This window comes from Paraburkholderia fungorum (assembly GCF_046027215.1).
Taxonomy (GTDB): Bacteria; Pseudomonadota; Gammaproteobacteria; order Burkholderiales; family Burkholderiaceae; genus Paraburkholderia; species Paraburkholderia fungorum_D.
On the sequence record NZ_JAQQEN010000003.1, the window covers coordinates 629686 to 654839 of the forward strand.

The window sequence follows — 25154 nt, forward strand, 5'->3', positions numbered from 1 at the left end:
TCCAGGTCACGCCTCATGACAAATGACGATCAAACGCGCTATGACCGTCGTCGACGGCCCAAGCCTATCGCTAGTTACAAACGGCCCCGACGCGCATGTCGGCAATGCGCGCGCACCGTGGCGCCTACCTACTGGCCGCCACGGATGTTGGCTCGCACTAGCCGCGGAACTCCGTTGAAAGGAACCGTCGCATGATGTCTCCCCCCTGGCTGCCAGGTATTCTGACTGCGCTCATGCTGGTCATCACGGCAGTGAGCGCGATCCGCCTCGGAGCCGCTCAGTTGCCAGCCAGCTGGCTTTCGGCTGTTAAGCCAGACGGGCCTTGCTCGTCTCCGCGTTGTTCAGATGGAGCCGATACTGACATTGCGTATCTGTTGATGGGTGTCGCGATGGCGGGAATGCTGACGCCGAGCGTTACAACTCTGCCGTCACACGCTTGGGAGGCGATTTTTGGCTTGCTCACTGTGTGGTTCGCATGGCGCTTATTAGCCGATACCAAGGTGAACGGCCTGCGGTCTCTGGCGAGCGTGCATCGCGCTGCACATATGTTGCACTGCGCGGCCACGGTCTACATGTTCGCCGCCCTCACGATGACTGACGACATCTGCAGGGGGGGAGCGGAAAGCAGCAGCATGGTACAGTCGCTCAAACCTCCGACTCTGGCGCTCGCGTTTGTCCTTGTCTGTTGCAGTGCTTGGGACGTCCTCGCTCAACTGGCGGATCGACACCACAGTCGCCGGAACATATCAGTTGGCGCCGCGTCAGCTCGCAGCACAGCGCCGACGGTAGCGTGTCGTGTCGCCATGAACGTGAGCATGGCAGTCATGCTCCTAGTCATGAGATGATCGGGTGGATCAGACCGACCGCAGGTGGCCGTGCTTAGAGCTTGATGGGCACTTTTTGTCAGGTTTACGACGAGCATTAGTACCGCAAAAATTACGAGATGAAGCCTTGCGAGCGTCACGGGTAAGCGCTCGTAATCTCGCGTGGGCCGGCGAAAGCGGCCGAAGCTGCGCTCCACCACCCAGCGGCGCGGCAACAGCACGAATCATTTTTTCGCCTCCACCAACTTGATCACCTGAAGCTCGATCCCCTCGTCAAGCGCAGGCTGCGCGGGTTCGTCGCGAGCATATCCCTGATCGGCGAACGCCACGTTAAACGTCCGGCCTGTGGCCTGCCGGGCATGAAAATGTGAGCGGGTGGCGATGTTCTGCAACTTCGGAGAATTTCCCAGCGTCTAAATTGCAGTTCTCAGATGCTATGGGGAAGGCTCAGGCCTTCCTCATTAGTCCGCTCGAGCGCCTCGACCCGTGTTATCACATCCTTCAGCGAATGCGAAAGCGTCTCCCGCAGATGGTCGAGAATTGTCCGTACTTTCGCATCGAGGAATCGTCGAGACGGATACACTGCAAATACGGTGAAAGGACGCAGGCGGTATTGCGGCAGCACACGTACGAGCGCACCAGATTCGAGGTCATCCGCCACAGAGTACGTAGCAAGCGCACCGATTCCCGCTCCCGCCAGTAATGCTGCACGCATTGCGTCAGGCACATTGGTCTGGAGTGGCGACTTCGGGATATTCAGTAAATGCGACTCCTGTCCGCTTTCGAGATGCCATTCGTCTGGTGGTGCCACCGGCGAATCGAACTCGATGAGCGTGTGCGACGCGAGATCGTCTCGTGTACGCGGTGCGCCATTGCGCTTCAGGTAGTCCGGCGAAGCTACCATTATCGAATAGGCTGTGCCGAGCGGCTGCGCAACGTAGATTGAGTCGGGAAGTTGTGTTGCGGAGAACAGTGAAAGATCGTAGCCGTCCTCGACGAGGTTCGGCATGCACTGCTCGATTTTCAGTTCGACCTGGACATCGGGGCAGATTACCTGATAGCGCGTCAGCGCTGCGGCGACCAGGCTTTGCGCGAGCCCGGGTGCGCAGTGTAGCCGCAGGCGGCCCGCAGGCGTCTGGCTAGCGTTGCGCACGTCTTCCGCAGCCGCGTCAAAATCCGCGAGGATCGTTTTTGCACGCTCATAGAAGCGTCCGCCGGAATCTGTCAACGATAGATGGCGCGTGGTCCGGTGCAAGAGGACCGCCTGCAACTGCTCTTCTAGCATATTCACGGCACGTGAAACCTGCCCGACAGTCATGTCGATTTCCTTCGCGATCGCCGTGAAGGAACCCTTCTCAACCACACGGACGAAGATCCGCATATTGCCAACAATATCCGCCATATTGTGTTATTCCTTACCAGTTCGCTTCCAATGCGCTGTGTATTGCCACTACACGCACGTCGTCTGCTGAATTTTGAGTATGGGGGAGAAAGCGCTGACGGTTACCCCTCAGGTTCCCTCGGTTTTTCGCCTTCCATGGGCCTCGGGTCATGCAGCCGTATATTTGTCCGCCGAGCCACGAGCAACGAGCCAGTCTTGCGTGAACGAAGTAGGAATTTTCAGTCGCATGACCGCGGAATCCATCAGCGCCTGCGTTCTGGTCAACCGACCAAGATTGTTCTCGGTGAGTCAGCCGCTGCATGACGCGGCCCGGATGGAGCACAAGTCATTTGTCAGCGCGCTTTAGTGATCACGCGGATCCTTCTGCAACGGACCCGAGCAGTTTGCTCAACGCCGCATTCAGGCCAAGAGCCACACCCATTACCTCTTCATTCCCGAACTGCCCGAATAGCGACGATGGTTGGGCGTGCTCAAATGCAACCTGCCCGTCCGCCCCTTCCCTAAGCAGGACTCTAAGCGGGACATAGAGAGCCGCGGGCAGAATGCGCGAGTCATCAATGATGTCGTGTGAGGGTCGCCAATTTCGTATTGCATGGCTTTCCGAGGCTGCCCCGCCAATGCGAGCATCAGCCATAATCCCGAATACTAATCGGTAGGACCGGCCCAAGCTCGAGCGCCTGCTAGGCCTTGGAGACGTGTCCGCTCTTCAAGTGGTCAAGAAACTGAAGATTTAGAACAGGTGCTGCTTCTTCAAGGGCCCTCTTCGCGCCCTCAAAGTTCTGCTGCACCTCTATAGTCACATGCCGAACGGATATGACGCGTTCGCTAACTTTCTGTTTGCCCAAGGCATCCGTCCATTAAACAAAGTCCGACGACTGTTGACCAGCGCGATTTCAAGGCGCATCGATCGGCAGCACCTCGCCACCCTTACCCACCATTATATGACAGATATCATATAATGGTGGGTCGAATGTGCGCCCCACCAAAGCCAGCATACTTGCTGATACCGCTGGCCGTATGGCGCGAACCCGCGCTTTCCGAGGGTGTCTCTAGTCGTCGGCCAAGGTTGGCCGGGAAATGGTTAAACTTATGGTTCTAAACCTTTCGAACCCAACTTGCCATGCCCCTATCAGCTGAGTTGCAGCGTTTCATATCGCGCTCCGCCTGGTCCGCCAATTTAACACCGGAGCAACTCGCTCGCGTCCAGAAAGACGCCGTTCAACGATCATATTCTTCCGGTGCCATAGTCTGTCACCGGGGAACCCCTGCGGACCATTGGCTTGGCGTAATCGAAGGCTTGGTGAAAGTCGATGCGGTATCTGAAAGGGGACGCTCTACAACGTTCGCCGGCGTGCCAACGGGTTGCTGGTTTGGGGAGGGAAGCTTGCTAAAAGATGAACCGCGCTCATACTCGGTGGTAGCGCTGCGTGACAGCGAGGTCGCTTTTATCCCACGCTTCACATTTGAGTGGCTGCTTGAAAATAGCCACCCGTTCAGTCGATTTGTCATCGATCAACTCAATGCACGGTGCGGATACTACGTGGGTCTCGTCGGAAGCCTCCGTTGGCATAAAGCGTCTGCAAGAGTTGCTTTCTGTCTCGCTGAACTGTTCAATCCGCAACTCTTTAACGCTACTGATCTGACACTCGGTCTTTCGCAAGAGGAAATTGGACGGCTGTCCGGCCTGTCCAGGCAGAACACCAACCGAGCGCTTCACGATCTCGCTGACGCGGGGCTTTTGATGATCGAATATGGCTCAGTCCGAATTCTTGACCTGGCAGGGCTTCGAGATTTTGCACACACCGGCGATTGATGGCGCCTTTGGGTGCAAACTTGTTGCAAACACAGTAAGTGTCGTTGTACCCGCCAGCCGCAGCTCAACATGTTGCCTACCTAAGCGACCCAACTAAGCGACATGCTGATCCGCTTCCCCGCATTCCGAAGGCTGGACCCGTCGGCCGCACACGTGGCTATGCTTGCGACAGCTTCGTAATGGCCTCCCGACTACCAGCTTGCGCTCGAAGTCGAAATTTCTGAATTTTTCCTGTGCCTGTCTTTGGCAGCGCGCCGTACACGATCCTCACAGGACACTTGAAGTGAGCGAGCCGCTCTCGACAGAACGTAATCAGCTCCCGTTCAGGCGGCGCCTCGACACCCTGTTTCAATTCGACAAATGCACAGGGCACTTCGCCCCACCTGGCATCGGGCTGAGCCACCACTGCCGCGATAAGGACTGCCGGGTGCTGGTGCAATACTTCCTCCACCTCTACCGAAGAAATATTCTCTCCACCCGAAATGATAACGTCCTTGGAACGATCCGTGATTTGAATGTATCCGTCCGGGTGCACCACGGCAATATCGCCAGTGTGGAACCACCCCCCTTCGAAGGCGTTTCGGGTAGCCTCCTCGTTCTTCAGATAGCCTTTCATAATGACATTACCGCGCAGCAGTATTTCTCCCTCGGTCTTTCCGTCCGCCGGAACTGGCTCAAGAGTGGAGAGCGCTGCGACTCGCATGCCTTCAAGCCCGGACGCCCGCTGACCTTGCCGCGCCTTCAGGCGCGCCTGCTCCTCGTGGCTCAATGCGTGCCAGTTTGCCTGGATGAAACAACTGAGCGGCGTGCCGGAGGACTCGGTGATGCCGTATACGTGCTCGACCTCGAATCCCAACTCGCTTATAGACTTCAACACGGTTGCTGGGGGCGGAGAGCCCGCCGTGCGTACGCGAACGGTTCGAGGCAACGCACTACGCGCGCTGGCAGGCGCGTCAGCCAACGCGGCCAGGACAATTGGCGCCGCACAAAAATGGTCGACGCCGTACTCGCGGATGGCGTTGAATATTCCTGCGGCATTGACTTTGCGCAGACAGACATGGGTGCCACCCGCCGCTGTGATTGCCCAGGCGAAGCACCAACCGTTGGCGTGAAACATCGGGAGGGTCCAAAGGTACACAGGCCCGCGTGGCACGCCCCAGTCAGTCAACTGGAGCATACTCATCAGGTGAGCCCCCCGGTGACTGGCCACGACACCTTTCGGATCGGAGGTCGTGCCGGACGTATAGTTCAAAGCAATCGCGTCCCATTCGTCCGCGGGCCATATGCCCTCGAAGTCTGCCTCTCCCTCGCTGAGCAATTGCTCATAGTCGAGCTCACCTATCGATGCCCCCTGCGGCGCCTCTGGATCGGCAATGTCAATCACGAGCGGCCCATCTGGAATGTCCTTGAGTGCATCCGCAGCAAGGGCGGAAAATTCGCGATCCACCAGGAGGATCTTGCATTCCCCGTGCAGCAGAATGAACCGGACTCCGTCGGCATCCAACCTGCAATTGATCGTATTGAGCACCGCTCCGCTTAGCGGTATCCCGAAATGAGCCTCCACCATCGCAGGCGTATTCGGCGCAATGATCGATACAGTGTCGCCCCGCTTGACACCACGCCGGACAAGCGCACTGGCCAGCCGGCGGCAACGGTTACGCGTCTCCCCCCAAGTCTGGCGCATCGCGCCATGCACGATAGCAATCCGCTCCGGAAACAATTCGGCGCATCGATCCAGTGAGTGAAGCGGTGTCAGCGGCACATAGTTGGCTTCGGCTCGGTGGAGTCCGTGTTCGTAGATTGAAGCGGTCATGGCATGTCTCCTCGCTTGAATATGAAAGGGTAGCTGGCACAAGCAGTTCGTAGGTGCAATATCTGCATGGGATCGCTCGCACCTTGCGACGTATTATTGAATATAAACGTCCGGCTGGACCGGGTCTGTCTCGAACATGACACTTGTTCGGTTTCTGCAAGACGATTGGTTATTGGATGTCGATTGTCATGTTCGAGACAGCACGGCCTGTCCCGTCCAGTTAATCTTGCACGCAAAGGCAATGCTGCCGTGCACGCGAGCCGCTCGGTTTCGCCGACCCTGGAGACAGATGGAGTGACAAATGCAGAGAAATGACACACCGCCGCTAACGGATGCAGATGAACTGCGCAAGACCATCGAATGGGCCATCCTGTCGCGTCGCAGCGTCAGGGCGTTTCTGCCTACGCCGGTTCCTCGAGAAACGCTGGAATCGATATTGGACGTAGCGCGCTTCGCCGCCACGGGCGTCAACATTCAGCCCTGGCGCGTACACGTCGTCACGGGGCCCGCCAAAGACCGTATCTGTGCCGCGATCCAGCGGGCTATCGACGATACGGCATTTGATCAGACATTCGCGGACGAGTGGGACTACTACCCGCGCGAGTGGATATCGCCATACCTTGAAAGAAGACGAACGGTGGGTTGGAATCTATATGGGTTGCTTGGAATCGAAAAAGGCGACAAGGAGCGGATGAAGGCCCAACACAGCAGAAACTACAAATTCTTCGACGCGCCCGTCGGCCTGTTCTTCACGATCGACCGTGTCATGCAAAAGGGTAGCCTGATCGACTACGGCATGTTCCTGCAGAACATCATGATCGCCGCCCGTGCCCATGGCTTGAGCACCTGCCCTCAAGCGGCATTTATGAAGTATCACAAGATCATTGCCAATCAACTTCAATTGCACCCTAGTGAGATGTTCCTCGTCGGTATGAGTCTTGGTTTCGCGGATCCTTCGTCCATCGAGAACAGCCTCGTGACGGAAAGAGCCGAGGTTAGCGCGTTCAGCACATTTCATTCGGAATAGCGGGCGCACAGATAGCGAATCCAGACGCCAGTCTGAAGCCTGCCTATCGAATGTACCAGCGAGGCGTCGCCGGGACGCTGTTTGACCGCCTGTCAGACCGTAGCGCGCAACGCGGACGAGATCCCAGGCCGATCGGCATACACGGCGCCCGCTCGATCGGCGGCTATTCAGGCGGCTCGCTGGATGAGCCGGGGCGGGTGGGTTCCCGGACCAACCCCAACCTCAAGATACATTGCTGCAAGTCAGCCTTGAGGTCACACAAATACCCGTCGAAGATCAGACGAAATGTGTTCGCGGAACCCATCCATCACCAACTAGTTCTACGGCCGTGCTGTATAAACTGTGCGCGGCCTGCCGATCACGAGCGCTCTGAGATCCTAACCGGGACGAATCCACCTTTCGGGCTGTACTTACGCCGATTTTCCGAAGAGACGCCAATATTTGATGTACAACCGCGTCGGGCTGGTCCTGCCCCTCGCATGACGTAGTAGGTCGGGAGCTTAGCCAATTCGACCGCAGTGAAAGATGCAAGGGGATAGGACTTATTCTTCGGCCAGTCCTGCACCACTGGTCTCTCACCGTGGCGAAGAGAAGCGGAGATGATGAGCGCATGCCTGCAAGCAACCTCCGCCGGGCGCGGCATCACAATCTGCACGGCTCGGTGGCAGCGTCCGAGGAAGAAGTGCGAGTGCGGCGGATTGCGCTGCAGCCGACAATGGAATGTCTGCGCAGCGCAACTCTTCCTAGCTCCGGCGAGTCGCCAGCGAGTCGCCAATACCTCGGGAACTCTTCAGCGAAACGCCGGCATGCAGCGTCAAACGGCTTCGATCGCGATGGCGGTTGCTTCACCGCCGCCAAGACACAGACTGGCGATGCCACGTTTGAGCCCGCGAGCACGCAATGCATGGAGCAGCGTAACAATGATCCGGGCTCCAGATGCGCCGATCGGATGCCCGAGCGCGCAGGCGCCGCCATTCACGTTGACCTTGTCGTGCGGCAGATCGAGATCACGCATCGCCGCCATCACGGCTACCGCGAACGCTTCGTTGAACTCGAACAGATCGACCTCCCGAAGATTCCAGCCAGTCTTCTCCGACAGCTTGCGCACCGCACCAATCGGGGCCGTGGCAAAGAGGCTGGGCTTGTCAGAAAATGTAGCGTGCCCGACGATCACGGCCTTCGGCGTCAAGCCGCGCCGGATGGCCTCTGAGCGGCGCATCAGTACCAGCGCTGCCGCACCGTCCGAAATCGACGACGAGTTCGCCGCCGTCACGGTGCCATTGTCCCGGAATGCCGGCTTGAGCATCGGAATCTTGTCGAGCTTCGCTTTGCCCGGCTGTTCGTCGATCGTGACAACCGTATCCGTCTTGCCCGCACGCACAGTTACCGGTGCAATCTCCTCCTTGAAGCTGCCGTCGGCGATCGCACGTTGCGCACGCGTGAGCGAGGCGATCGCGTACGCGTCCTGGGCCTCGCGCGTGAACTGGAAAACCTCCGCGCAATCCTCGGCGAACGCACCCATCAGACGGCCCTTCTCGTACGCGTCCTCAAGCCCGTCGAGGAACATGTGATCGAGCACCTGCCCATGGCCCATACGGTAGCCGCCGCGCGCTTTGGGCAGTAGATACGGGGCCTGCGTCATGCTCTCCATGCCGCCGGCGACCATCACGTTCGCAGAGCCCGCCAGCAGCAGATCGTGCGCCAGCATCACGGCCTTCATGCCCGAACCGCACATTTTGTTGACAGTCGTTGCGCCCGCCGACAACGGCAAGCCCGCCTTCAGCGCCGCCTGCCGCGCCGGTGCCTGGCCCTGGCCCGCCGGCAGCACGCAGCCGAAGATGATTTCGTCGACCTGCTCCGCCGGCACGCCAGCGCGCTCGACCGCGGCGCGAATCGATACCCCGCCGAGTTCGCTTGCGCTCACGGCCGCCAGGTCACCCTGAAACCCGCCCATCGGCGTGCGTGCCGCTCCAACGATAACAATCGGATCGTTTGTCGTCATAATTCCATTACCTCCAGTAAGTCAACGCGGAGCCATGCGCAACGCGCCATCGAGACGAATCACTTCGCCGTTTAACATCGGGTTCTCGGCGATGTGGCGTACCAGCGCCGCAAATTCCTCCGGCCGCCCGAGACGCGACGGGAACGGCACGCCCTTGCCGAGCGAATCCTGTACGTCCTGAGGCATCGCCGACATCATCGGTGTCGCGAAGATCCCCGGCGCGATAGTCACCACGCGGATACCGAAACGTGCCAGCTCACGCGCCACCGGCAGCGTCAGTCCAACCACGCCGCTTTTAGAAGCGGCATACGCGGCCTGCCCTATCTGTCCATCGAACGCCGCGATCGATGCGGTGTTGACGATCACGCCGCGTCCACCGTCCTCATCTACTGGCTGCTTCGACATGGCCTCGGCAGCGAGCCGGATCATGTTGAACGTGCCGACTAGATTGATCGAGACCGCACGTGCGAAGCTGGCAAGACCGTGCGGTCCCTCGCGGCCGACTACCTTTTCGCCCGGCGCAACGCCCGCGCAGTTGATAAGACCATCAATGCGGCCGAACGCCTCCAGCGCGGCGGCGACTGCGGCCTGACCATCGGTTTCGCTAGTTACATCTGCCGTCTGGAAGCGCGCACCAGCGCCAAGTTCACGCGCCAGCGCCCCAACCGATTCGGCGTTGACGTCAAGCAGCATCACTTTGCCGCGCTGTTCCACAACCATGCGTGCCACGGCAGCACCCAGGCCCGAACCCGCTCCAGTGACAAGAAATACCCGATTGGTGATGTTCATTCGCTCCGCCTTCTTAAGTGTTTGATTCTCTGTCGGTTTTCATCTTTCGCAGCAGGGTGCCGACGATTGCCGCCGGGGTCGTCGGCAAAAGGTCGACTAATTCGTGCGCTCGCGGATAGGCCCGCACCGAAAGCGTTCGTGTCCGCGTAGAGCTGAAGCTGCGATACTCGACCGATTTGTTGCCAATGATCGGCAGTTCGAACATTGCAATCAATGACAAATAGAACCTAGAATTTTGATTGAATTTGCCATATGAGGAGTCCAGCCAGGTGGAGCCGCAGATGATCTCGCCAGGGTTTGTCGATGACGCTCTCGCGTGTCTGCGTCGCCAAGGGTTTGCCGTGGAGGCGGTACTACGGGCAGCAGGCCTGCCGCCCACGGTGTATGAATCCGTCACGACGCAGGAGTATGGTCGGCTCTGGCTTGCGATCGCAGACGCATCCGATGATGAATTTTTCGGCTTGTCCGCGCGGCCGATGCGGCGCGGCAGCTTCACGCTGCTGGCCCAAGTGGTGCTTCACGCGGAAACGCTCCGCACAGCGTTACGCCGCGCGCTTCAATTCTTGCGCGTTGTGCTCGACGACCCACGTGGTGAACTCATTGTCACGGACGGTCAGGTACAGATCGTTCTAGCCGGAGAACGCACCCCGTACCCGGCCTTCGCCTATCGGACGTTCTGGCTGATTCTGCTGGGTCTGGCCTGCTGGCTGATTGGCCGGCGCATCCCGCTGCAACGCATCGACTTCGCGTGCCCGAGCCCCGCCCACCGTCCCGATTACCAGCAGTTCTTTGGTGTGCCCGTGCATTTTGATCAACCGCACAGCTGTCTTGCGTTCGACGCCGCCTATCTCGACCTGCCAACGATACGCTCCGAGCAGGCGCTGAAGACCTTTCTGCGCAGCGCCCCCGGCAATCTGCTCGTACGCTATAACCACGACACCAAGTGGGTGACGAAAATGCGCTCACACCTGAAGACCGTGCCTCCGGCGGAGTGGCCGGACTTCGACACATTGGCTGGACAATTGCATATGACGCCCGCCACGTTGCGTCGACGTCTGCGCAGCGAAGGCCAGAGCTTTGCCTCCATCAAGGAAGAGATGCGAAGCACGCTGGCGCAATCACTACTCCGGGAAAGCGGGCTCAGCGTGGCCGACATTGCGAGCGAAGTTGGCTTCACAGAACCGAGTGCGTTTCATCGGGCCTTTCGCAAATGGACGGGGAGCAGCCCGGGCGCATTTCGCCGCGACTTGTCCGACTCCAGGCCGGCGCGCCGCATCAAACAGAGCTGATCACCCGCCCAGACGCGGTAATCCAGCGCATGGATACTGCTCGACCAGGCAACCTGCAATGAGCACGATGGGGAGTCAGCCTGTTCAACTTCGTATCGCACACGCGCTGGGCGAGATTGATGCCAGCGGCGCAAGTGCTTGCCACCGTTCGCAGCACGCTGCAACGCAAGTAATACCGGCAGCGCGCCGTGACCGGCCCCTCCACGCGACAAGTCCCTAATTAATGGTCCACATTATGGCGCCATAGTTAACCCTTGTTACTCGCACACCACCCTTCAAATACGTCGTGGTTACAGTTAGCATTGGTTAACCTGATTTTCGTTAAACACAGTGGTCCGTTATATGGACCCCTATCCGGTAGATAAAGTTCGGATCCGGCGACTCCGGAACCTTCCAGAAGGAGACACATGTCTAGCGTCAAAGGAATTACCCATTCTGCAGAAACGGTGAGTCAAACCTCCGAAGCCGCGGCGTATTCGAAGGTCACGTGGCGAGTGATTCCGCTTTTGCTCATGTGCTACGTCGTCGCCTACCTGGATCGTGTAAACGTTGGGTTCGCCAAGCTTCAGATGCTTCACGACCTGCACTTCGACGAAACTGTGTACGGCTTGGGTGCCGGAATTTTCTTTATCGGCTACTTTCTATTCGAGGTCCCAAGCAACATCATCCTGCACAAGGTCGGCGCGCGCGTGTGGATTGCGCGGGTTATGGTCACGTGGGCGATCATTTCGGCTGCAACGATGTTTGTTACCACGCCGACCATGTTCTACCTGTTTCGCTTTGCCTTAGGCCTTGCCGAAGCGGGACTATTTCCAGGCGTAATCCTGTATCTCACGTACTGGTATCCATCGAAGCGTCGGTCGAAAATGATCTCGCTTTTCATGACCAGCATCCCCGTAGCGGGCGTAATCGGCGGCCCGTTGTCTGGCTGGATCATGCATTCGATGTCGGGCGTATACGGCTGGGCCGGCTGGCAGTGGCTCTTCCTGCTTGAGGCGTTGCCCTCAATCGTCATGGCAATTGCTGTTCTTGCTTACCTCGACGACCGAATCAGCGACGCGAAATGGCTCACGGACGATGAGCGAAGGTTGATCACCTTGGAAATCGCCAAGGACCAGGCTCAAACACAGTCCCACTCACTGCGCGACGGCTTCACTAATCCCCGCGTCTGGCTCATGTGCGGCATCTATTTCTTTCTGGCCGTGGAACTTTACGGCGTCGGATTCTTTCTCCCGACGCTGATCAAGAACTCCGGCGTCAAGGATCCGCTTGCAATCGGCATCTTGAGCATGGCGCCGTACGCGGCTGCAGTGATCGGAACGATCCTCGTTGGCCGTTCGTCAGACGCGACGCGCGAACGCCGCCTGCACATCACCATACCGGCGTTGTTCGGGGCGCTCGCCTGGCTCGTCGCCGTGCGGTTCAGTCACGACATCGTCATCGCAATGATCGCACTTACGGTCGTGACCTCCTGCGTGATTGTCGCAATTTCGCAGTTCTGGTGCTTGCCCACGGCCATTCTAAGTGGTGCCGCCGCGGCCGGGGGAATAGCGGTTGTGAATTCTGTCGGCAATCTTTCGGGCTTCGTGGGACCTTTCTTCATCGGGTGGGTCAACCAGAAGACGCATTCAACGGATATCGGACTTTACGTTCTGGCGACAGCACTCGCAATCGGCGGGCTGCTAGTGCTGCGAGTCCGGAAAGAACTAGTGAATCGATAGCAATATTTTTATGCGGAGTCTAGCGCCGCAATGGAGAAAACGGATGAAAAAAGTCGGCGTCATTGGGCTCGGTGCGATGGGGCAAGGCGTGGCCAAAAATCTCATCAAGGCTGGCTTCGAAGTATTTGGATGCGACGTTCGCGCAGAGTCAGTCGCGGCCTTCGTAGAGCACGGCGGAAAGGGTTGCGATACACCTGCGCAGCTTGGCGCTCAATGCGACGTGGTGATCACGCTAGTGGTCAATGCCGAGCAGACAGAGCATGTATTGTTCGGCGAAGCCGGCGCAGCGCAACACCTTCGTGCAGGCTGCGTTGTAGTGGCTGCGGCCACGGTACCGCCCGGATATGCGGCCCACTTGGGCAAGCACCTCGCCGAAAGGAACATCGACCTGATTGATTCGCCCGTGTCGGGTGGAGTGGTTGGTGCGGCAAATGGCACTTTGGTATTACTCAGTTCGGGTCCAGAGTCTGCCTATGCAGCCTGCGGCGACGTTCTCGACGCGATTTCGTCGAAAGTGTACCGACTGGGTAGCGAGCACGGAATCGGCTCCACAGTGAAGGTAATTAACCAGCTACTTGTCGGGGTCCAGATTGCAGCTGCCGCAGAAGCGATGGCATTGGGATTACGAGAGGGTGTTGACCCGCAGAAGCTCTATGACGTGATCAGCAATAGTGCAGGGAATTCATGGGCATTCACTGACCGTGTCCCTCACATACTGCGAGGAGATTTCACGCCCCCTCACACTGCACTGGACATTTTCGTCAAGGACCTGGGTCTTGTGCTTGACGCGGCACGATCGAGCAAGTTTCCGCTACCACTCGCGTCAGTCGCCCACCAGATGTTTACTACAGCATCCGCTGCCGGCTTCGGAAACGAGGACGACACAGCTGTCATCAAAATCTTTCCTGGCATCACCCTTCCCGGCGCTTAAATTCACTTTTCTCTCAGAGGTCAAAAAAATGCAACCTTCCATCATCGGCTGGAGCCATCTCCCCTTCGGCAAGCTCGACGCTCTCGAACCGGAGGAAATGATTTCCCGAGTCGCCGTTGAAGCCCTCCAGCACGCCGGGATCGACGCAAAAGCAGTTGACTCCGTCCACGTTGGTACTTTCAACGGTGGCTTCGTGTATCAGGATTTTCCGTCTGCACTCGTTTTCAATGCCATTCCCGAGCTCCGTTATACCTCGACGGTGCGCAGTGAGAACGCGTGTGCTACCGGGTCGGCCGCAATTTATTCGGCCCTGGACGCCATTCGCGCTGGTCGCTCAAAGTACGCGCTGGTAATCGGCTACGAAAAGATGACTAGCCTCCCGACGAAAGAGGTCGGCGAAGTACTTCAGAAATGCTCGTATGCGAAGGAAGAAGCCAACGTACCCGGTGGCTTCGCAGGGATTTTTGGATCGATCGCACAAGCGTATTTCGATCGCTATGGGGACCAATCCGACGCGCTGGCTGCGATCGCGGCAAAAAATCACCACAATGGCGTGTCGAACCCCTATGCACACATGCGGCGTGATCTAGGCTTTGATTTCTGCCGCACGCCTTCCGAAAAGAATCCCTTTGTTGCCGGACCCCTCAAGCGCACCGACTGCTCCATGATTTCCGATGGCGCAGCAGCCATGATCATTGCCGCGCCCGACGCGGCCCGTGATGCAAAGCGCGCAATCAGCTTCCGCTCGTCGGTTCAGATCAGCGACTTTCTTCCGTTGTCACGGCGCGATCGGACCGAATTTTCTGGAGCCCGCCTCGCATGGCAACGGGGATTGAGTTCGGCAAAACTGACGCTCGACGACCTTGCATTCGTCGAAACACATGACTGCTTCACCATCGCGGAACTGCTGGAATACGAGGCAATGGGTCTGGCCGAACCGGGGCAAGGCGCTCGCGTGATTCTCGATGGCGTAACGACGAAGGAAGGTCGATTGCCTGTCAATCCGTCTGGCGGCCTGAAGGCGAAGGGACATCCGATCGGGGCGACGGGCGTCTCGATGCACGTGATGGCGGCGATGCAGCTCTCAGGCGAAGCTGGAGACATGCAGATTCCAGACGCCAATATCGCCGGCGTCTTCAATATGGGGGGCGCTGCTGTCACCAACTACCTCAGCATTCTGGAACGTCGCGCCTGACGCTGCCGGCATAAAGATAAAGAGACTCGAAATGCTAACCACTGTCATGAACCTCGGCGACCTGTTGACCCAGGTCGCACGCCGCCATCCCGACCAACCCGGTTTTATTACCCCGGCGCGCACGCACAGCTGGGCCGAAATCAACCGGCGCGTCGATGCCGTATGCACTGCCCTGCGAGAGCTCGGCGTGAAAAAAGGCGACAAAATCCTCGTCCACTCCCGCAACAACCTTCCGCTATTTGAAAGCGCATATGTCGCGTTCAAGCTGGGGGCTGTGTGGGTCCCGACGAACTTTCGCATAGCGCCGCCCGAGGCGGCCTACCTCGGAAAGTCGAGCGGCGCGCGGATAATGATTTACGACTCAGGCTTCGAGAATTACGTCGACGCCGTGCGCGATGCGTCGCCAGCACTGGAGATAGTTGTTTCGCTGGGTAACCCCAGAAGTGGCGAGTACGCATACGAGGCTTTCGCCGAAAGACCCGCAGCGCGATTTCCGTCTGAGCAGGTCGACCGGGATGACCCGCTGTGGTTTTTCTACACGTCGGGCACTACCGGGCATCCCAAAGCGGGCACGCTGACGCACGGACAGATGGCCTTCGTTGTGACCAATCACCTCGCAGATCTAATGCCCGGCATCGACTATCGATCGCGCTCGCTGGTCGTCGCTCCCCTCTCGCACGGTGCCGGCATCCACGCAATTGTGAATACGGCCCGGGGCGCGGCGAGCGTTTTGCCGGGCTCAGAGCGGATGGAGCCGGAAGAAATCTGGGCACTAGTCGAAAAGCATCGAATCGACAACATGTTCACGGTGCCGACCATCGTCAAGATGCTCACCGAGCATGAATCGGTGGATCGATTCGATCACAGCTCGCTGAAGTTCGTGATCTATGCTGGCGCGCCCATGTATCGTGCGGACCAGAAGCACGCGCTAGGCAAACTCGGCCGCGTGCTGGTGCAGTATTACGGCCTCGGCGAAGTGACGGGAAACATCACCGTGCTGCCGCCGTCAATGCATGAAGAGAACGACGATGCACCGAACAGCCGGGTCGGTACGTGCGGCTACCCCCGGACCGGGATTGAAGTGGCCATCTGTGACGAGAAAGGTAAGCAACTCGAGTCCTACGAAACGGGCGAAGTCTGCGTTCGCGGCCCCGCGGTTATGCTTGGCTACGACAACAATCCCGAAGCCAACGACAAGGCGTTCAAGCACGGATTTTTCCACACCGGCGACCTCGGCCACCTCGATAGGGAAGGTTTTCTCTACATCACCGGCCGCTCATCGGACATGTATATCTCAGGTGGATCGAACGTCTATCCGCGAGAGGTAGAGGAGGCGTTGCTGATTCATGACAGTGTCCATGAAGTAGCGGTGCTCGGTATGCCCGACTCAAAATGGGGCGAGCTTGGCGTGGCCGTGATCGTTTGCAAGGCAGGATGCAAAGCTACGCCAGACGAGCTGATCGAGCATCTGGACGGCAAGCTTGCGCGCTACAAATGGCCGCGGCACGTCGTGTTCTGGGATGCGCTGCCGAAATCCGCATACGGCAAGATAACCAAAAAAGACGTTCGTGCCCTGCTCGCAAAGGAGTGGGAGCAGTTCTGTCTTGATCAGAAAGCGAGCGTTTGATATGGCCGTCTACCGAATAGGATCGCAACGGCCCGTAATCCATCACGGCGCGTACGTGTCCGAGGAAGCAGTGGTCATTGGGAACGTCGAGATAGAAGAAGGCGCGTCCATCTGGCCCGGAGCAGTGATTCGGGGCGACAACGAAAAGATCACAATCCGGCGCGACGCTAACGTGCAAGACGGTGCGGTCATTCATGGGGACCCTGGCTTTCCAGTAGTCATAGGTGAGGGTGTTTCCATCGGCCATCAAGCAATGCTGCACGGGTGCACGATCGGGCAAAACTGTCTCATCGGCATTCAGGCAGTTGTGTTGAACGGCGCGATGGTCGGCTCGGATTGCCTGGTCGGGGCTGGCGCTTTGATCGGGGAAGGAAAGTCCTTCCCCGCGCGAAGCCTGATTATCGGTGCACCCGCAAAGTTGCTGCGCGAGCTAACGGATGAGGTTATTGCAAAATTGCGCGCAAACGCCATCGACTACCGTGAACGCGGCGTGAACTATTCGAAAGACCTGGAACGAATCGACTAGGCCGCTCATCGCCTCGACGATTACTGACTACCTCGACACGGGATCCGCTGCCCTGCGGCCCGATGTCGATCGGTGACTAGAAACTCATACTTGATTACCGCCAAAACGCTAGACGAAGTCGATCGAGTCGGCTTTAACGTTTTGAGAGGAAAATTTGATGTCTGAAGTTTGCGTGCCACTGGCGGCTAGCCCTGCCGACGTGGCCGACGCGTTGATTGCGAACCTGTACGCTATCGTCGGCAAGAAGCACACCCTGACCGATGAGGCGGCGACCCGCCGCTACAGCAGTTACGCGACTCATATTCGCGCGATCGCGCTGTTCGGGTTGAAGAGCCGCTTTGATTCGTTGTTCGATCGCCTCGGGCTTTTCCCTTCGCATTTCACCGACCAACCCATAGAACGATCCGTAGTAACTCCACTGCCCTTCTGCCGTTCGATGGCATAACTGCGTGAGGTCCTCAAGCGTCGCCTGCGCCGGTCGGTGAAGGGGCTCGCTACGCACGGCCCGCCTCATCCGTTTGCGCCCGTCGGCACTCCCCGCCGGCGAGATACAGCCTGCACCCCAGCTACAGCCTCATCACGCCACCTCCGATTCTAATTTGTGGTCCATATTATGGCGCCATAGTTAACCCTGAATATTGCCAAATACGCTTCTCCTGCCGATCTCTCCAACCTAATATGAGTGCATCGCATCACGTAATCTTATATAAGGTCCATTATACGGACCATAATCAATGAGCCGGTACTGTGTCTGGCTAGAACGAACCCGGCGAGTGAATGGAGGTGACGTGTAGCTCCAAAGTTGTTGCCCACTCAGAAATGACGGTTTCATCCCGGGGCTCGCCGACAACAGATTGAACCAGGAGCACGCCACGGCCCATCGCGGCAGCAGACAGAACATGGACAGATGGATTGGCTTCATCGGGATCAATGCGATGAGACAGGGTGTGGCAAGAAATCTCATTAAGGTGGGCTTCGAAGTATGTGGATGCGACGTTCGCGCGGTGTCAGTCGCGGCCTTCGTAGAGCACGGCGGTAAGGGTTGCGATGCACCTGCGCAGTTCAGCGCTCAATACGACGTGGCGATCAAGCTGGTGGACCTCGGTGACTCTGGAGGCGTCACCTCCAATGGCCTGTTCGCTGGCCATTGGAACTGCCAGGCGAAATCGCAGCACGATCTCCATGGCTGTGTGCTTTACATTCCGGGCAAGCTCGATCCAGGCCGTTACCGTCAATTGAAGGTTTGAGCTGCACTTCACGGCACGCGGAACTTGTTGGCCAAAATCAACAGATGAAAGGAGACGAAATTGAATACCGAACAGGCATCAAATAACCCGCAATCAGTCGGACTTCCCCACGCCATCATTCGGGGCAGAAGTGCTAAGTCGTTCAAGATAATTTTCGCCTCGGCCCTCGGCAATGCGCTCGAGTTTTACGATTTCATCGTCTACGGAACAATTTCCGCGCTCGTGTTTAACAAGGTGTTCTTTCCCTCGAGCTCGTCCGGCACCGGCCTGTTGCTCGCCCTGGGGACGTTTGCCGCAGGATTTCTCGCTCGACCAGTCGGCGCAGCTATCTTTGGTCACGTCGGCGATCGTCTGGGCCGTAAAATCACCTTACAGATCACGCTAACGTTGATGGGTATGTCAACGGTTGGCATTGCGCTGTTGCCAACTTATCGACAAATCGGCGCGATGGCGCCTATTATTCTCGTCCTGCTTAGGCTCGTCCAAGGTATCGCGGTCGGAGGCGAATGGGGAGGCGCTGTGCTTCTGATCGGAGAACACTCTGCCAATAATCGACGCGGCTATTCTTCGAGCTTTGCTCAGCTCGGCTCGCCGGCGGGCACGCTACTCGCGAACGCAGTCGTACTTGTCACTGTCGCCTCGATGTCAACAGACGACTTTCTAGCTTGGGGCTGGCGACTGCCTTTTGCAGTCGGTGCTCTCCTGCTCGCAATCGGATGGTATATGCGAAGAGGAGTGGAGGAGACGCCTGTTTTTGAGGAGTTGAAGCGTAAGCGCAAAGTCGCTAACTCCCCGGTTTACGAGACCTTCAAGAATCACCGGACGCGCCTGCTTCTTGCAATCGGAACAACGTCGGTAATTTTTGGTGGCTACTACCTATTTACGACAATTTGTCTTGCGTTCGTTGCTACGCAGCACCTTACCGCATCTGCCGGTCTTTGTGGGACGATCATCGGATCCGCTGTTGCGCTGCCTATCCTGTTGTGCTCAGGCCGTCTTTCCGACAGGTTCGGTCGCCGACCAATGTACGTGATCGCTTCCATCGGTATGGGGGTGTGGTCCATGGTCGTTTTTCCCCTGATCAGCACTGGCTCGTCATTCTGGACTGTCGTTGCCATCAGTGTCGGGCTTGCGTTTTGGGCGGTAGCTTATGGTGTGCAGGGCGCTTTTCTACCGGAACTCTTCCCACCCGAAGTACGGTATAGCGCTGCTTCGCTTGCGTACCAGGTGACGGGCGCTATTGGCGGACTATTGCCGCTAGCCGCCGCTTCCTTGATGCAATCTTTCGGAGGTCCATTTGCCGTCTCGTGCATGATTCTGGCGACGGCGCTGCTTACGCTTGCTTCAGTATTTTTCTGTCCCGAAACGTCGGGGAATTGACGAGGTTACAAGAGGTAACAATGGAACAAATCGAACACCATACTGCAGACTTATCAAACGCCCGATTGCATTTCGTGACGGCCGGCGAAGGAGAGCCCTTAGTTTTACTGCACGGTTGGCCACAAACATGGTACTGCTGGCGACGGCTGATCCCCTTGCTAGCGAACAGGTACCGTATAGTCGCACCCGATTTAACGGGGCTCGGTGCTTCACTTTCAAAGACTGAGCGCTACGACAAGCGCTCAGTCGCGGCAGACATCGTTGAACTGACCCATGGGCACCTTGGGCTAGGCAAGTTTAATCTGGTCGGCCATGATTGGGGTGGTGGCGTTGCGTGGGCCGTTGCCGCACATCACCCAGGGCACGCAAAAACGTTGACGCTCGTGGACATTGCGATTCCGGGTGACGGTAGTCCGAACATCAGTCAGGGCGGGGCAAGATGGCATCACGCTTTTCACAATACGATCGACCTTCCGGAAGAGTTGATAGCCGGTAGGGAGGAAATCTATCTTCGCTGGTTCTACAGGAACTATGGCGCCAGAAAAGACGCGATTGGTAGCGAGGAAATCGAGGAATACCTTCGTTCGTATCGCAGGGCCTCAGTTTTGCACGCAGGGTTTGAGTACTATCGTGCGGTGGGCCAGGACGTTGAAGATAACTCGTCCCGCGCGTTGCACTATCGCCCGGATATCCCCGTCCTGGCGATTGGCGGTGGGAAGTCTTGGGGTCGCGGCGCGCAGGTGGCCGAGTCCGCGCGGAGGATGGCGGACAACGTTACAGGCGCAATCATAGAAGACGCAGGGCACTGGATACCGGAGGAGCAGCCGGCGGAACTTGCACACTTGATCGACGGGTTTTGTCAAGTGACCACCGAGCGGGAGTCGGAAATCTCACGAGAACATCTCACCTGATTTATCGTCAAGTGCCCTTGCGGCGCTATACCTTCGGAGAGGCACGACGGGTCGGATCCAGTCCCGTCAAGCTAATATCCACTTCGGACGCCCGACCGATGAAGTGTGGCACTCTTCGATCGGGGTAGCAGCTTGCAAAGGACACGTACAAGCTGTCAAGTCGCCGCCCTGCGTATTTGCGTACTGCTGAAGTCGCAGACCAAAATCAGTTGCCTGCGTTTTTTTCTGCAACGGCGTCCGCAACGGCGGTAAGAAGCGGGGGCACGTCAAACACGGGCAAATGTACTTCTACGATCGTGAAGCAGTTTGCTGCCGCCGCTTGCTCCAGAGCCGTGACCAGTTCACCGCTTGTTGCTGCTTGGAGCGCCAACGATTCCTTGCCTCGGCCCATCGCCTTCGCAATGAGCTGCCAGTCCCACGTGGCAATGTCGTTGTATTTCTGAGTCGCACCGTGGAGCGCACGCTCAACGGTATAGCCACTGTTGTTGAGCAAGATGATGATCGGCTTCAAGTCATATCGCAGCATGGGGCCCAGTTCCCGCACTGTCAGCAACACGGATCCGTCACGGACCAGCAAGAGCGTACGCCGCTCGGGCACTGCCAGTTGCGCGCCAAAGGTAGCGCGAATCGTGTAGCCGATTGACGCCCACAGCGGTTGCGCTATGAACTTGACATCCGTGGGCAGTGCAACCGGAGCCGCGCCAAAGTATGACGTACCCTGCTCCGCAACAATGAGGTCTCCGGTACGAATGAACGCTTGAACAACCGGCTAGAAGTTGGTCTGGGTCAGTGGTTCATCAGCGCCTACGGATACTGGTGTTTTCCTGCCCACAGCCGGGAACGACGTCGGTCGGGTGTCAAGGTGGCGAATCTCTTCGATCACACACTCGAGTGCACACGCCATGGGCACGTCCGGGTAACGGACGCCAGCAACGCTCGCACTGAACGGCTGGATGTCAATGAATCGTCTGGGGTCGATCTTGTGGCTGAACCCCGCGGTCCCCAAATCGAAAAAGAAGGTCCCGACAGCGATGAGCGCGTCAGCCGACTCGACGGCTTCGCGCACACCGGGTTCGCTCGCCGCACCTGCATATGTACCCAGAAATCCCGGCAGCGTCTCGTCGATCACGCTCTTGCCGGACATCATGATGGCGCTGGGAAGGCCTCCAATGTGAATCAGCTGCTCGATTTTAGATCCGCACTCCCATCGTGCCGCACGAAAGTCTGCCAGAACGACCCTCTTCTTCGCGTCGCGCAGATGCCGCGCTATATGCTGCGCCCTCCTTTCGCGCGAGCTCGATGATCGACGCACGCGGGCTCTGTAAGGTTGATGGTGAGGCGGCAGTAGAATGAAGTGATGAAGAAGACAAAAGCGCTTTATCACGGACGCCGCTTCCCTGCCGACGTCATCAGTTGCACGGTTCGATGGTATGTTCGGTTCAGCCTGAGCCTGCGCGACGTCGAGAAGTTGTTGCTCGAGCGAGGTGTCGTGGTCACGCACGAAACGATCCGTTGCTGGTGCGACAAATTCGGCGCTGGATTCACCCGGTGCGCCCAAACGGCGCGGCCCAAGCTGGGCAGCACATGGCATCTGGACGAGATGTTCGTGACGTTGCGCGGCGAGCCGTATCTGTTGTAGCGAGCGGTTGACGAGCACGGTGTTGAACTTGACAAACTGGTGCAAAAGCGGCGCGATAAGGCCACGGCAAAGCGCTTCTTCCGGAGGGTCCTGCGTTCAAACCCGGTGTCGCGCAAGATCGTTACCGACCAGCTGCGCAGCTATCCGGCGGCTGAGGCCGATACTCCCCTGCTCGCTCATGTGAAGCACGTCGTCGTCAAAGCGGCTGCACGCGTAAACAACCGCGCCGAGAACACCCACCAGCCGACACGCAGGCGCGAACGCCGGATGTGCGGTTTTCGTAATGCGCGTCGAACGCATGCGCTTCTCTCATGCTTCGGCCCCATCCGGCAGCACTTCGCGTTTCCCAGACATCAAATGAACGCGGCATGTCATCGTGCCGCACTCCGGGAACGCTTCGCCACATGGAATGGCTGAACTTTCACTGCCGCATCCGAGAAAGTTATCTATTAAGGATAACTATTATTTTTCAGAACACTGATGCGCAACCTCGGCGTCGCGATAGCTATCGCTGTCGCGAGCACGATGCCCAGCGATCGTCCGAACCTCCATTACGATTAGCTTGCCGAACACACGTGACAGTAGGACGTCCGCTTATCAAGCCGTTGCTATACGCACGGACCGCACGCCTGGCGCCGGTTGCGGGCGACACCCTGGACCCGGCCGGAGCTGGCTTGGAGATGCTGCATGCATCTGATGATGCGTGAAGCGCTTGTGATGACTTTCTCCGACGCGTTACACGTGCTCGCGTTACGCTTCGCGGTGGGTCTGTGCAGTATCATTCCGTTATTTGAAGAAATTGCACTAGGCGGGTGTCGACGTGCGAGTTTCCGTGCGCCCCCGTTCTCGTCTCAATCAGAGATCCATTCTTGCAGCGATGCTTCAATCGTTATGAACGAAAGATTCGCACCTCGTCTGAAGCGTCCGGCGAACATCTGTCCTTTGGTGTCAGCGACGACTCCGCTCAGTACGGTATTCGGGGAACCCCGGTCCCTCAAATCGATTTCGCCAAATACGCTCAAGATCTCGACCCCCGGCCCAGAAATCGGCTGCTCGCAGGTTGTATTTCCATATCCGCGCTCCAAGGATGCGTCAATGAGACTTCCCACGACACCACGGATGATTGCTCGACCAATCCCATGCTCAAGGCATTTGTTTTCGAGCGATTCAATCAGATCCTCATTGGGTTTAAGACGCGCAACCACAAGTCGTCCATAATGTCCAGACTCAACAACGACATCGGTATCCATAGTAGATTTCACCGTACCTTAATTGGAAGTAAAAGATCAAAGGTCGTCTCGTGATCGGGTGAGGCAACGAGATCCACCTGTTCGAATAGGCAGAGCCTCACGATCATTGGACTGTCTGCCACGACTGTCTCATCGAGAATGATGTGACCGCCGTGCTGATTGCCACTGCTGTCGAGGAAGCCGCCGTGGCAATGTAGGATGCGCGTTCCATCACCGCGATGGCCGATGGTGATGGCCGCGGTGATCAATGTGCATTCATCCGCACAAACGATCGGGGCCCCATAGACGAAAGGCTTGACGCCTTGTGTCGCCTTCGTCATGACGTGGTACTGGATCGTGCTACACAGGCCATAGACGATTCTGCCGCAACCACCCCTTTGCGGATAAGCGTCAAGGACGCGGTGCAAGGCTGGTCCCACACTCGCTAGTGCCGGGAGCGAGATACGAAGGTCGCGCATTCCCGTTGTCGTCGTCACGTCGACAACGCGGGGGTCGCAAGCTGTTCCGGGGTGTGTGAATCGCTTGGCCCGAGCGCGCGTCGCGGAAACTCGCTCAGACTTGTGTGCCGCTTGATGCATGATTCCTGCCTCGAGATTGTAGTCTCCGTCAAGACGCAAGAAGAATGCCAATCTGCAGTACGTCCCTATCCACGCGGGCCCGCGCCGGTCTGCGGTCGCTGTCGCCACGACTTTCTCTTGTGCCCACGCGCCTCGCAGTGCGACATGTGTCGCTCGCGGATGGACAACTGTCGCTTATCCGGCTGCGTTTGCGAGTTCATTCGATATCTGATTTGCGACTGCGACAAAGGTCTCAATGCAAGGGTTGTGATTCTCCTGATTCCAACTGACATTCAGGTCGACGATCGGGGGATTGGCGAGCGTCCTGAACTTCACGTTCGACGGGCGAGCGCTCTTCATTGACCGATGAACCAGCGCGACTCCGAGTCCTTGCCCGACGAGGTTCACGATGGTTTGCTGATAGTTGGTTTCGAGTCGTATCTTGGGTGCGAACCCGCATTGCTTGCAATGTGAGACGATCGCGTCATAGATGTAGGGGGCCGCGCGGCGCGGCGATATGAGAAAAGACTCCCTGCGCAACTCAGAGGCCTCAATGGTGGGGTGGCGGGACAGGGGGTGATCGGCCGGAAGGGCTACCACAAGCGGTTCCCGAAAGACCGTTCGGGTTTCTAGCCCTTCGGTGTCTTCGGGCGGGTACATGATTCCGACGTCGGAATTGCTTGCCCTGATATCTTCGACCAGCAGGGCAGGTATCGACTCCGTGAGCTGTAGATCTACCTCAGGGTAGGTGGAGGTGTAGGCGCGCGTAATGGCCGGGACAACGCTATAGGTGGCGGAAAACATAAAGCCAACGGACAACGTGCCGATGTGTCCAAGGCTCGCTGTCAAGGCATTGCGCTTTGCCCGTTGCACAGAGGTAAGAATCTCCTTCGCATCAAGAAAAAATCTCTCCCCCGCTGCAGACAGTCGGACGCTGCGGCGTGTTCTATCGAAGAGTACGACACCCAACTCCTCTTCCAGCAACGCAATCTGCCTGGACAGAGGCGGCTGCGAGATGTGCAGAAGCTCCGCTGCACGACCGAAATGAAGCGTCTCGGCCAAGACGACGAAGTACTGGAGATGGCGCAATTCCATATTTATACCTTCATGGTATTACAGTGTGACTATTATTGTATTGGAAAATATCAGTGGGCGACATTAACCTGTATTCACAGCGGCACCACCCGCACGCGGTCACAAGCCGTTGACGG

23 protein-coding genes and 2 pseudogenes are annotated in these 25154 nt (G+C 57.8%); 14 read left to right on the forward strand and 11 right to left on the reverse strand.

Annotation, left to right across the window (positions count from 1 at the left end; genetic code table 11):
* The first annotated feature begins 233 nt into the window (after positions 1-233).
* A complete protein-coding gene (locus PQR27_RS38650; RefSeq protein ID WP_408528985.1) occupies positions 234-845 on the forward strand; it encodes a DUF5134 domain-containing protein in 612 nt (203 codons plus the stop codon).
* A gap of 121 nt (positions 846-966) precedes the next feature.
* Here PQR27_RS38650 and PQR27_RS38655 read toward each other — a convergent pair.
* The 3 genes and pseudogenes from PQR27_RS38655 to PQR27_RS38665 form a co-directional block, all read right to left on the reverse strand.
* Positions 967-1048, reverse strand: a pseudogene (locus PQR27_RS38655) (IS5/IS1182 family transposase); the annotation flags it as partial.
* The gene (locus tag PQR27_RS38660; protein WP_408528899.1) at positions 1049-1216 is read right to left on the reverse strand and encodes a hypothetical protein; all 168 of its coding nucleotides are present in this window, start codon (positions 1214-1216) and stop codon (positions 1049-1051) included.
* Positions 1217-1251: 35 nt separating this feature from the next.
* Positions 1252-2226 (reverse strand): LysR family transcriptional regulator, encoded by a 975-nt coding sequence (locus PQR27_RS38665; protein ID WP_408528900.1) that lies wholly within the window; start codon positions 2224-2226, stop codon positions 1252-1254.
* A 1120-nt stretch (positions 2227-3346) separates the two neighbouring features.
* On the opposite strand from PQR27_RS38665, the gene PQR27_RS38670 reads away from it, so the two are divergent.
* Positions 3347-4039: a Crp/Fnr family transcriptional regulator gene (locus tag PQR27_RS38670; protein WP_408528901.1), complete on the forward strand. Its 693-nt coding sequence runs from the start codon at positions 3347-3349 to the stop codon at positions 4037-4039.
* 157 nt (positions 4040-4196) lie between these two features.
* Here the strand turns inward: PQR27_RS38670 and PQR27_RS38675 are convergent, their stop codons facing one another.
* Positions 4197-5852, reverse strand: a complete 1656-nt coding sequence (locus PQR27_RS38675; protein WP_408528902.1) for an AMP-binding protein — start codon at positions 5850-5852, stop codon at positions 4197-4199.
* A gap of 301 nt (positions 5853-6153) precedes the next feature.
* On the opposite strand from PQR27_RS38675, the gene PQR27_RS38680 reads away from it, so the two are divergent.
* A complete protein-coding gene (locus tag PQR27_RS38680) occupies positions 6154-6879 on the forward strand; it encodes a nitroreductase (RefSeq protein WP_408528903.1) in 726 nt (241 codons plus the stop codon).
* Positions 6880-7693: 814 nt separating this feature from the next.
* On the opposite strand, the gene PQR27_RS38685 is transcribed toward PQR27_RS38680, so the two are convergent.
* Both PQR27_RS38685 and PQR27_RS38690 read right to left on the reverse strand, forming a co-directional pair.
* On the reverse strand, positions 7694-8881 hold the full coding sequence (locus PQR27_RS38685) for an acetyl-CoA C-acyltransferase (RefSeq protein WP_408528904.1): 1188 nt from the start codon (positions 8879-8881) through the stop codon (positions 7694-7696).
* A 21-nt stretch (positions 8882-8902) separates the two neighbouring features.
* Entirely contained in the window at positions 8903-9670 is a 768-nt protein-coding gene (locus tag PQR27_RS38690) for a 3-hydroxyacyl-CoA dehydrogenase (protein WP_159002595.1), read from the reverse strand.
* A 269-nt stretch (positions 9671-9939) separates the two neighbouring features.
* Between PQR27_RS38690 and PQR27_RS38695 the strand changes: the two genes are divergently transcribed.
* From PQR27_RS38695 to PQR27_RS38740, 10 genes are all read left to right on the forward strand, one after another.
* Positions 9940-10959, forward strand: coding sequence for an AraC family transcriptional regulator (locus PQR27_RS38695; RefSeq protein ID WP_408528986.1), 1020 nt, complete (start codon positions 9940-9942; stop codon positions 10957-10959).
* Between the two features lie 407 nt (positions 10960-11366).
* Positions 11367-12680, forward strand: coding sequence for an MFS transporter (locus PQR27_RS38700; RefSeq protein ID WP_408528905.1), 1314 nt, complete (start codon positions 11367-11369; stop codon positions 12678-12680).
* Positions 12681-12723: 43 nt separating this feature from the next.
* The gene (ltnD, locus tag PQR27_RS38705) at positions 12724-13611 is read left to right on the forward strand and encodes an L-threonate dehydrogenase (protein ID WP_408528906.1); all 888 of its coding nucleotides are present in this window, start codon (positions 12724-12726) and stop codon (positions 13609-13611) included.
* Between the two features lie 28 nt (positions 13612-13639).
* The gene (locus PQR27_RS38710) at positions 13640-14806 is read left to right on the forward strand and encodes an acetyl-CoA acetyltransferase (RefSeq protein ID WP_408528907.1); all 1167 of its coding nucleotides are present in this window, start codon (positions 13640-13642) and stop codon (positions 14804-14806) included.
* 31 nt (positions 14807-14837) lie between these two features.
* Positions 14838-16433 (forward strand): acyl-CoA synthetase, encoded by a 1596-nt coding sequence (locus tag PQR27_RS38715; RefSeq protein WP_408528908.1) that lies wholly within the window; start codon positions 14838-14840, stop codon positions 16431-16433.
* Between the two features lies 1 nt (position 16434).
* The gene (locus PQR27_RS38720; RefSeq protein WP_408528909.1) at positions 16435-16959 is read left to right on the forward strand and encodes a gamma carbonic anhydrase family protein; all 525 of its coding nucleotides are present in this window, start codon (positions 16435-16437) and stop codon (positions 16957-16959) included.
* A 157-nt stretch (positions 16960-17116) separates the two neighbouring features.
* Positions 17117-17404 (forward strand): hypothetical protein, encoded by a 288-nt coding sequence (locus tag PQR27_RS38725; protein WP_408528910.1) that lies wholly within the window; start codon positions 17117-17119, stop codon positions 17402-17404.
* 454 nt (positions 17405-17858) lie between these two features.
* Positions 17859-18206 (forward strand): NAD(P)-binding domain-containing protein, encoded by a 348-nt coding sequence (locus tag PQR27_RS38730; RefSeq protein WP_408528911.1) that lies wholly within the window; start codon positions 17859-17861, stop codon positions 18204-18206.
* 60 nt (positions 18207-18266) lie between these two features.
* Positions 18267-19586, forward strand: a complete 1320-nt coding sequence (locus PQR27_RS38735) for an MFS transporter (RefSeq protein WP_408528912.1) — start codon at positions 18267-18269, stop codon at positions 19584-19586.
* A gap of 20 nt (positions 19587-19606) precedes the next feature.
* The gene (locus tag PQR27_RS38740) at positions 19607-20497 is read left to right on the forward strand and encodes an alpha/beta fold hydrolase (RefSeq protein WP_408528913.1); all 891 of its coding nucleotides are present in this window, start codon (positions 19607-19609) and stop codon (positions 20495-20497) included.
* A gap of 205 nt (positions 20498-20702) precedes the next feature.
* On the opposite strand, the gene PQR27_RS38745 is transcribed toward PQR27_RS38740, so the two are convergent.
* Together PQR27_RS38745 and PQR27_RS38750 are read right to left on the reverse strand one after the other, a co-directional pair.
* On the reverse strand, positions 20703-21248 hold the full coding sequence (locus tag PQR27_RS38745; protein ID WP_408528987.1) for a thiamine pyrophosphate-dependent enzyme: 546 nt from the start codon (positions 21246-21248) through the stop codon (positions 20703-20705).
* A gap of 18 nt (positions 21249-21266) precedes the next feature.
* A complete protein-coding gene (locus PQR27_RS38750; protein ID WP_408528914.1) occupies positions 21267-21881 on the reverse strand; it encodes a hypothetical protein in 615 nt (204 codons plus the stop codon).
* Here PQR27_RS38750 and PQR27_RS38755 point away from each other — a divergent pair.
* A pseudogene (locus tag PQR27_RS38755) lies at positions 21855-22553 on the forward strand (IS6 family transposase). The gene PQR27_RS38750 and the pseudogene PQR27_RS38755 sit on opposite strands and share 27 nt — an antisense overlap.
* A 434-nt stretch (positions 22554-22987) precedes the next feature.
* On the opposite strand, the gene PQR27_RS38760 reads toward PQR27_RS38755, so the two are convergent.
* From PQR27_RS38760 to PQR27_RS38770, 3 genes are all read right to left on the reverse strand, one after another.
* A complete protein-coding gene (locus PQR27_RS38760; RefSeq protein WP_408528915.1) occupies positions 22988-23386 on the reverse strand; it encodes a PPC domain-containing DNA-binding protein in 399 nt (132 codons plus the stop codon).
* Positions 23387-23394: 8 nt separating this feature from the next.
* Positions 23395-23706 carry a PPC domain-containing DNA-binding protein gene (locus PQR27_RS38765; RefSeq protein WP_408528916.1) on the reverse strand — a complete coding sequence of 104 codons (312 nt, stop codon included), beginning with the start codon at positions 23704-23706 and terminating at the stop codon, positions 23395-23397.
* 432 nt (positions 23707-24138) lie between these two features.
* Positions 24139-25038, reverse strand: a complete 900-nt coding sequence (locus PQR27_RS38770) for a LysR family transcriptional regulator (RefSeq protein WP_408528917.1) — start codon at positions 25036-25038, stop codon at positions 24139-24141.
* Positions 25039-25154: the final 116 nt, after the last annotated feature.

Coding starts and splice junctions, on each gene's coding strand:
- PQR27_RS38650 (WP_408528985.1), top strand. CDS start 234: ATGCTGGTCATCACGGCAGTGAGCGCGATCCGCCTCGGAGCCGCTCAG.
- PQR27_RS38665 (WP_408528900.1), bottom strand. CDS start 2,226: ATGGCGGATATTGTTGGCAATATGCGGATCTTCGTCCGTGTGGTTGAG.
- PQR27_RS38670 (WP_408528901.1), top strand. CDS start 3,347: ATGCCCCTATCAGCTGAGTTGCAGCGTTTCATATCGCGCTCCGCCTGG.
- PQR27_RS38675 (WP_408528902.1), bottom strand. CDS start 5,852: ATGACCGCTTCAATCTACGAACACGGACTCCACCGAGCCGAAGCCAAC.
- PQR27_RS38680 (WP_408528903.1), top strand. CDS start 6,154: ATGCAGAGAAATGACACACCGCCGCTAACGGATGCAGATGAACTGCGC.
- PQR27_RS38685 (WP_408528904.1), bottom strand. CDS start 8,881: ATGACGACAAACGATCCGATTGTTATCGTTGGAGCGGCACGCACGCCG.
- PQR27_RS38690 (WP_159002595.1), bottom strand. CDS start 9,670: ATGAACATCACCAATCGGGTATTTCTTGTCACTGGAGCGGGTTCGGGC.
- PQR27_RS38700 (WP_408528905.1), top strand. CDS start 11,367: ATGTCTAGCGTCAAAGGAATTACCCATTCTGCAGAAACGGTGAGTCAA.
- ltnD (WP_408528906.1), top strand. CDS start 12,724: ATGAAAAAAGTCGGCGTCATTGGGCTCGGTGCGATGGGGCAAGGCGTG.
- PQR27_RS38710 (WP_408528907.1), top strand. CDS start 13,640: ATGCAACCTTCCATCATCGGCTGGAGCCATCTCCCCTTCGGCAAGCTC.
- PQR27_RS38715 (WP_408528908.1), top strand. CDS start 14,838: ATGCTAACCACTGTCATGAACCTCGGCGACCTGTTGACCCAGGTCGCA.
- PQR27_RS38720 (WP_408528909.1), top strand. CDS start 16,435: ATGGCCGTCTACCGAATAGGATCGCAACGGCCCGTAATCCATCACGGC.
- PQR27_RS38725 (WP_408528910.1), top strand. CDS start 17,117: ATGTCTGAAGTTTGCGTGCCACTGGCGGCTAGCCCTGCCGACGTGGCC.
- PQR27_RS38730 (WP_408528911.1), top strand. CDS start 17,859: ATGGACAGATGGATTGGCTTCATCGGGATCAATGCGATGAGACAGGGT.
- PQR27_RS38740 (WP_408528913.1), top strand. CDS start 19,607: ATGGAACAAATCGAACACCATACTGCAGACTTATCAAACGCCCGATTG.
- PQR27_RS38760 (WP_408528915.1), bottom strand. CDS start 23,386: ATGGATACCGATGTCGTTGTTGAGTCTGGACATTATGGACGACTTGTG.
- PQR27_RS38765 (WP_408528916.1), bottom strand. CDS start 23,706: ATGACGAAGGCGACACAAGGCGTCAAGCCTTTCGTCTATGGGGCCCCG.
- PQR27_RS38770 (WP_408528917.1), bottom strand. CDS start 25,038: ATGGAATTGCGCCATCTCCAGTACTTCGTCGTCTTGGCCGAGACGCTT.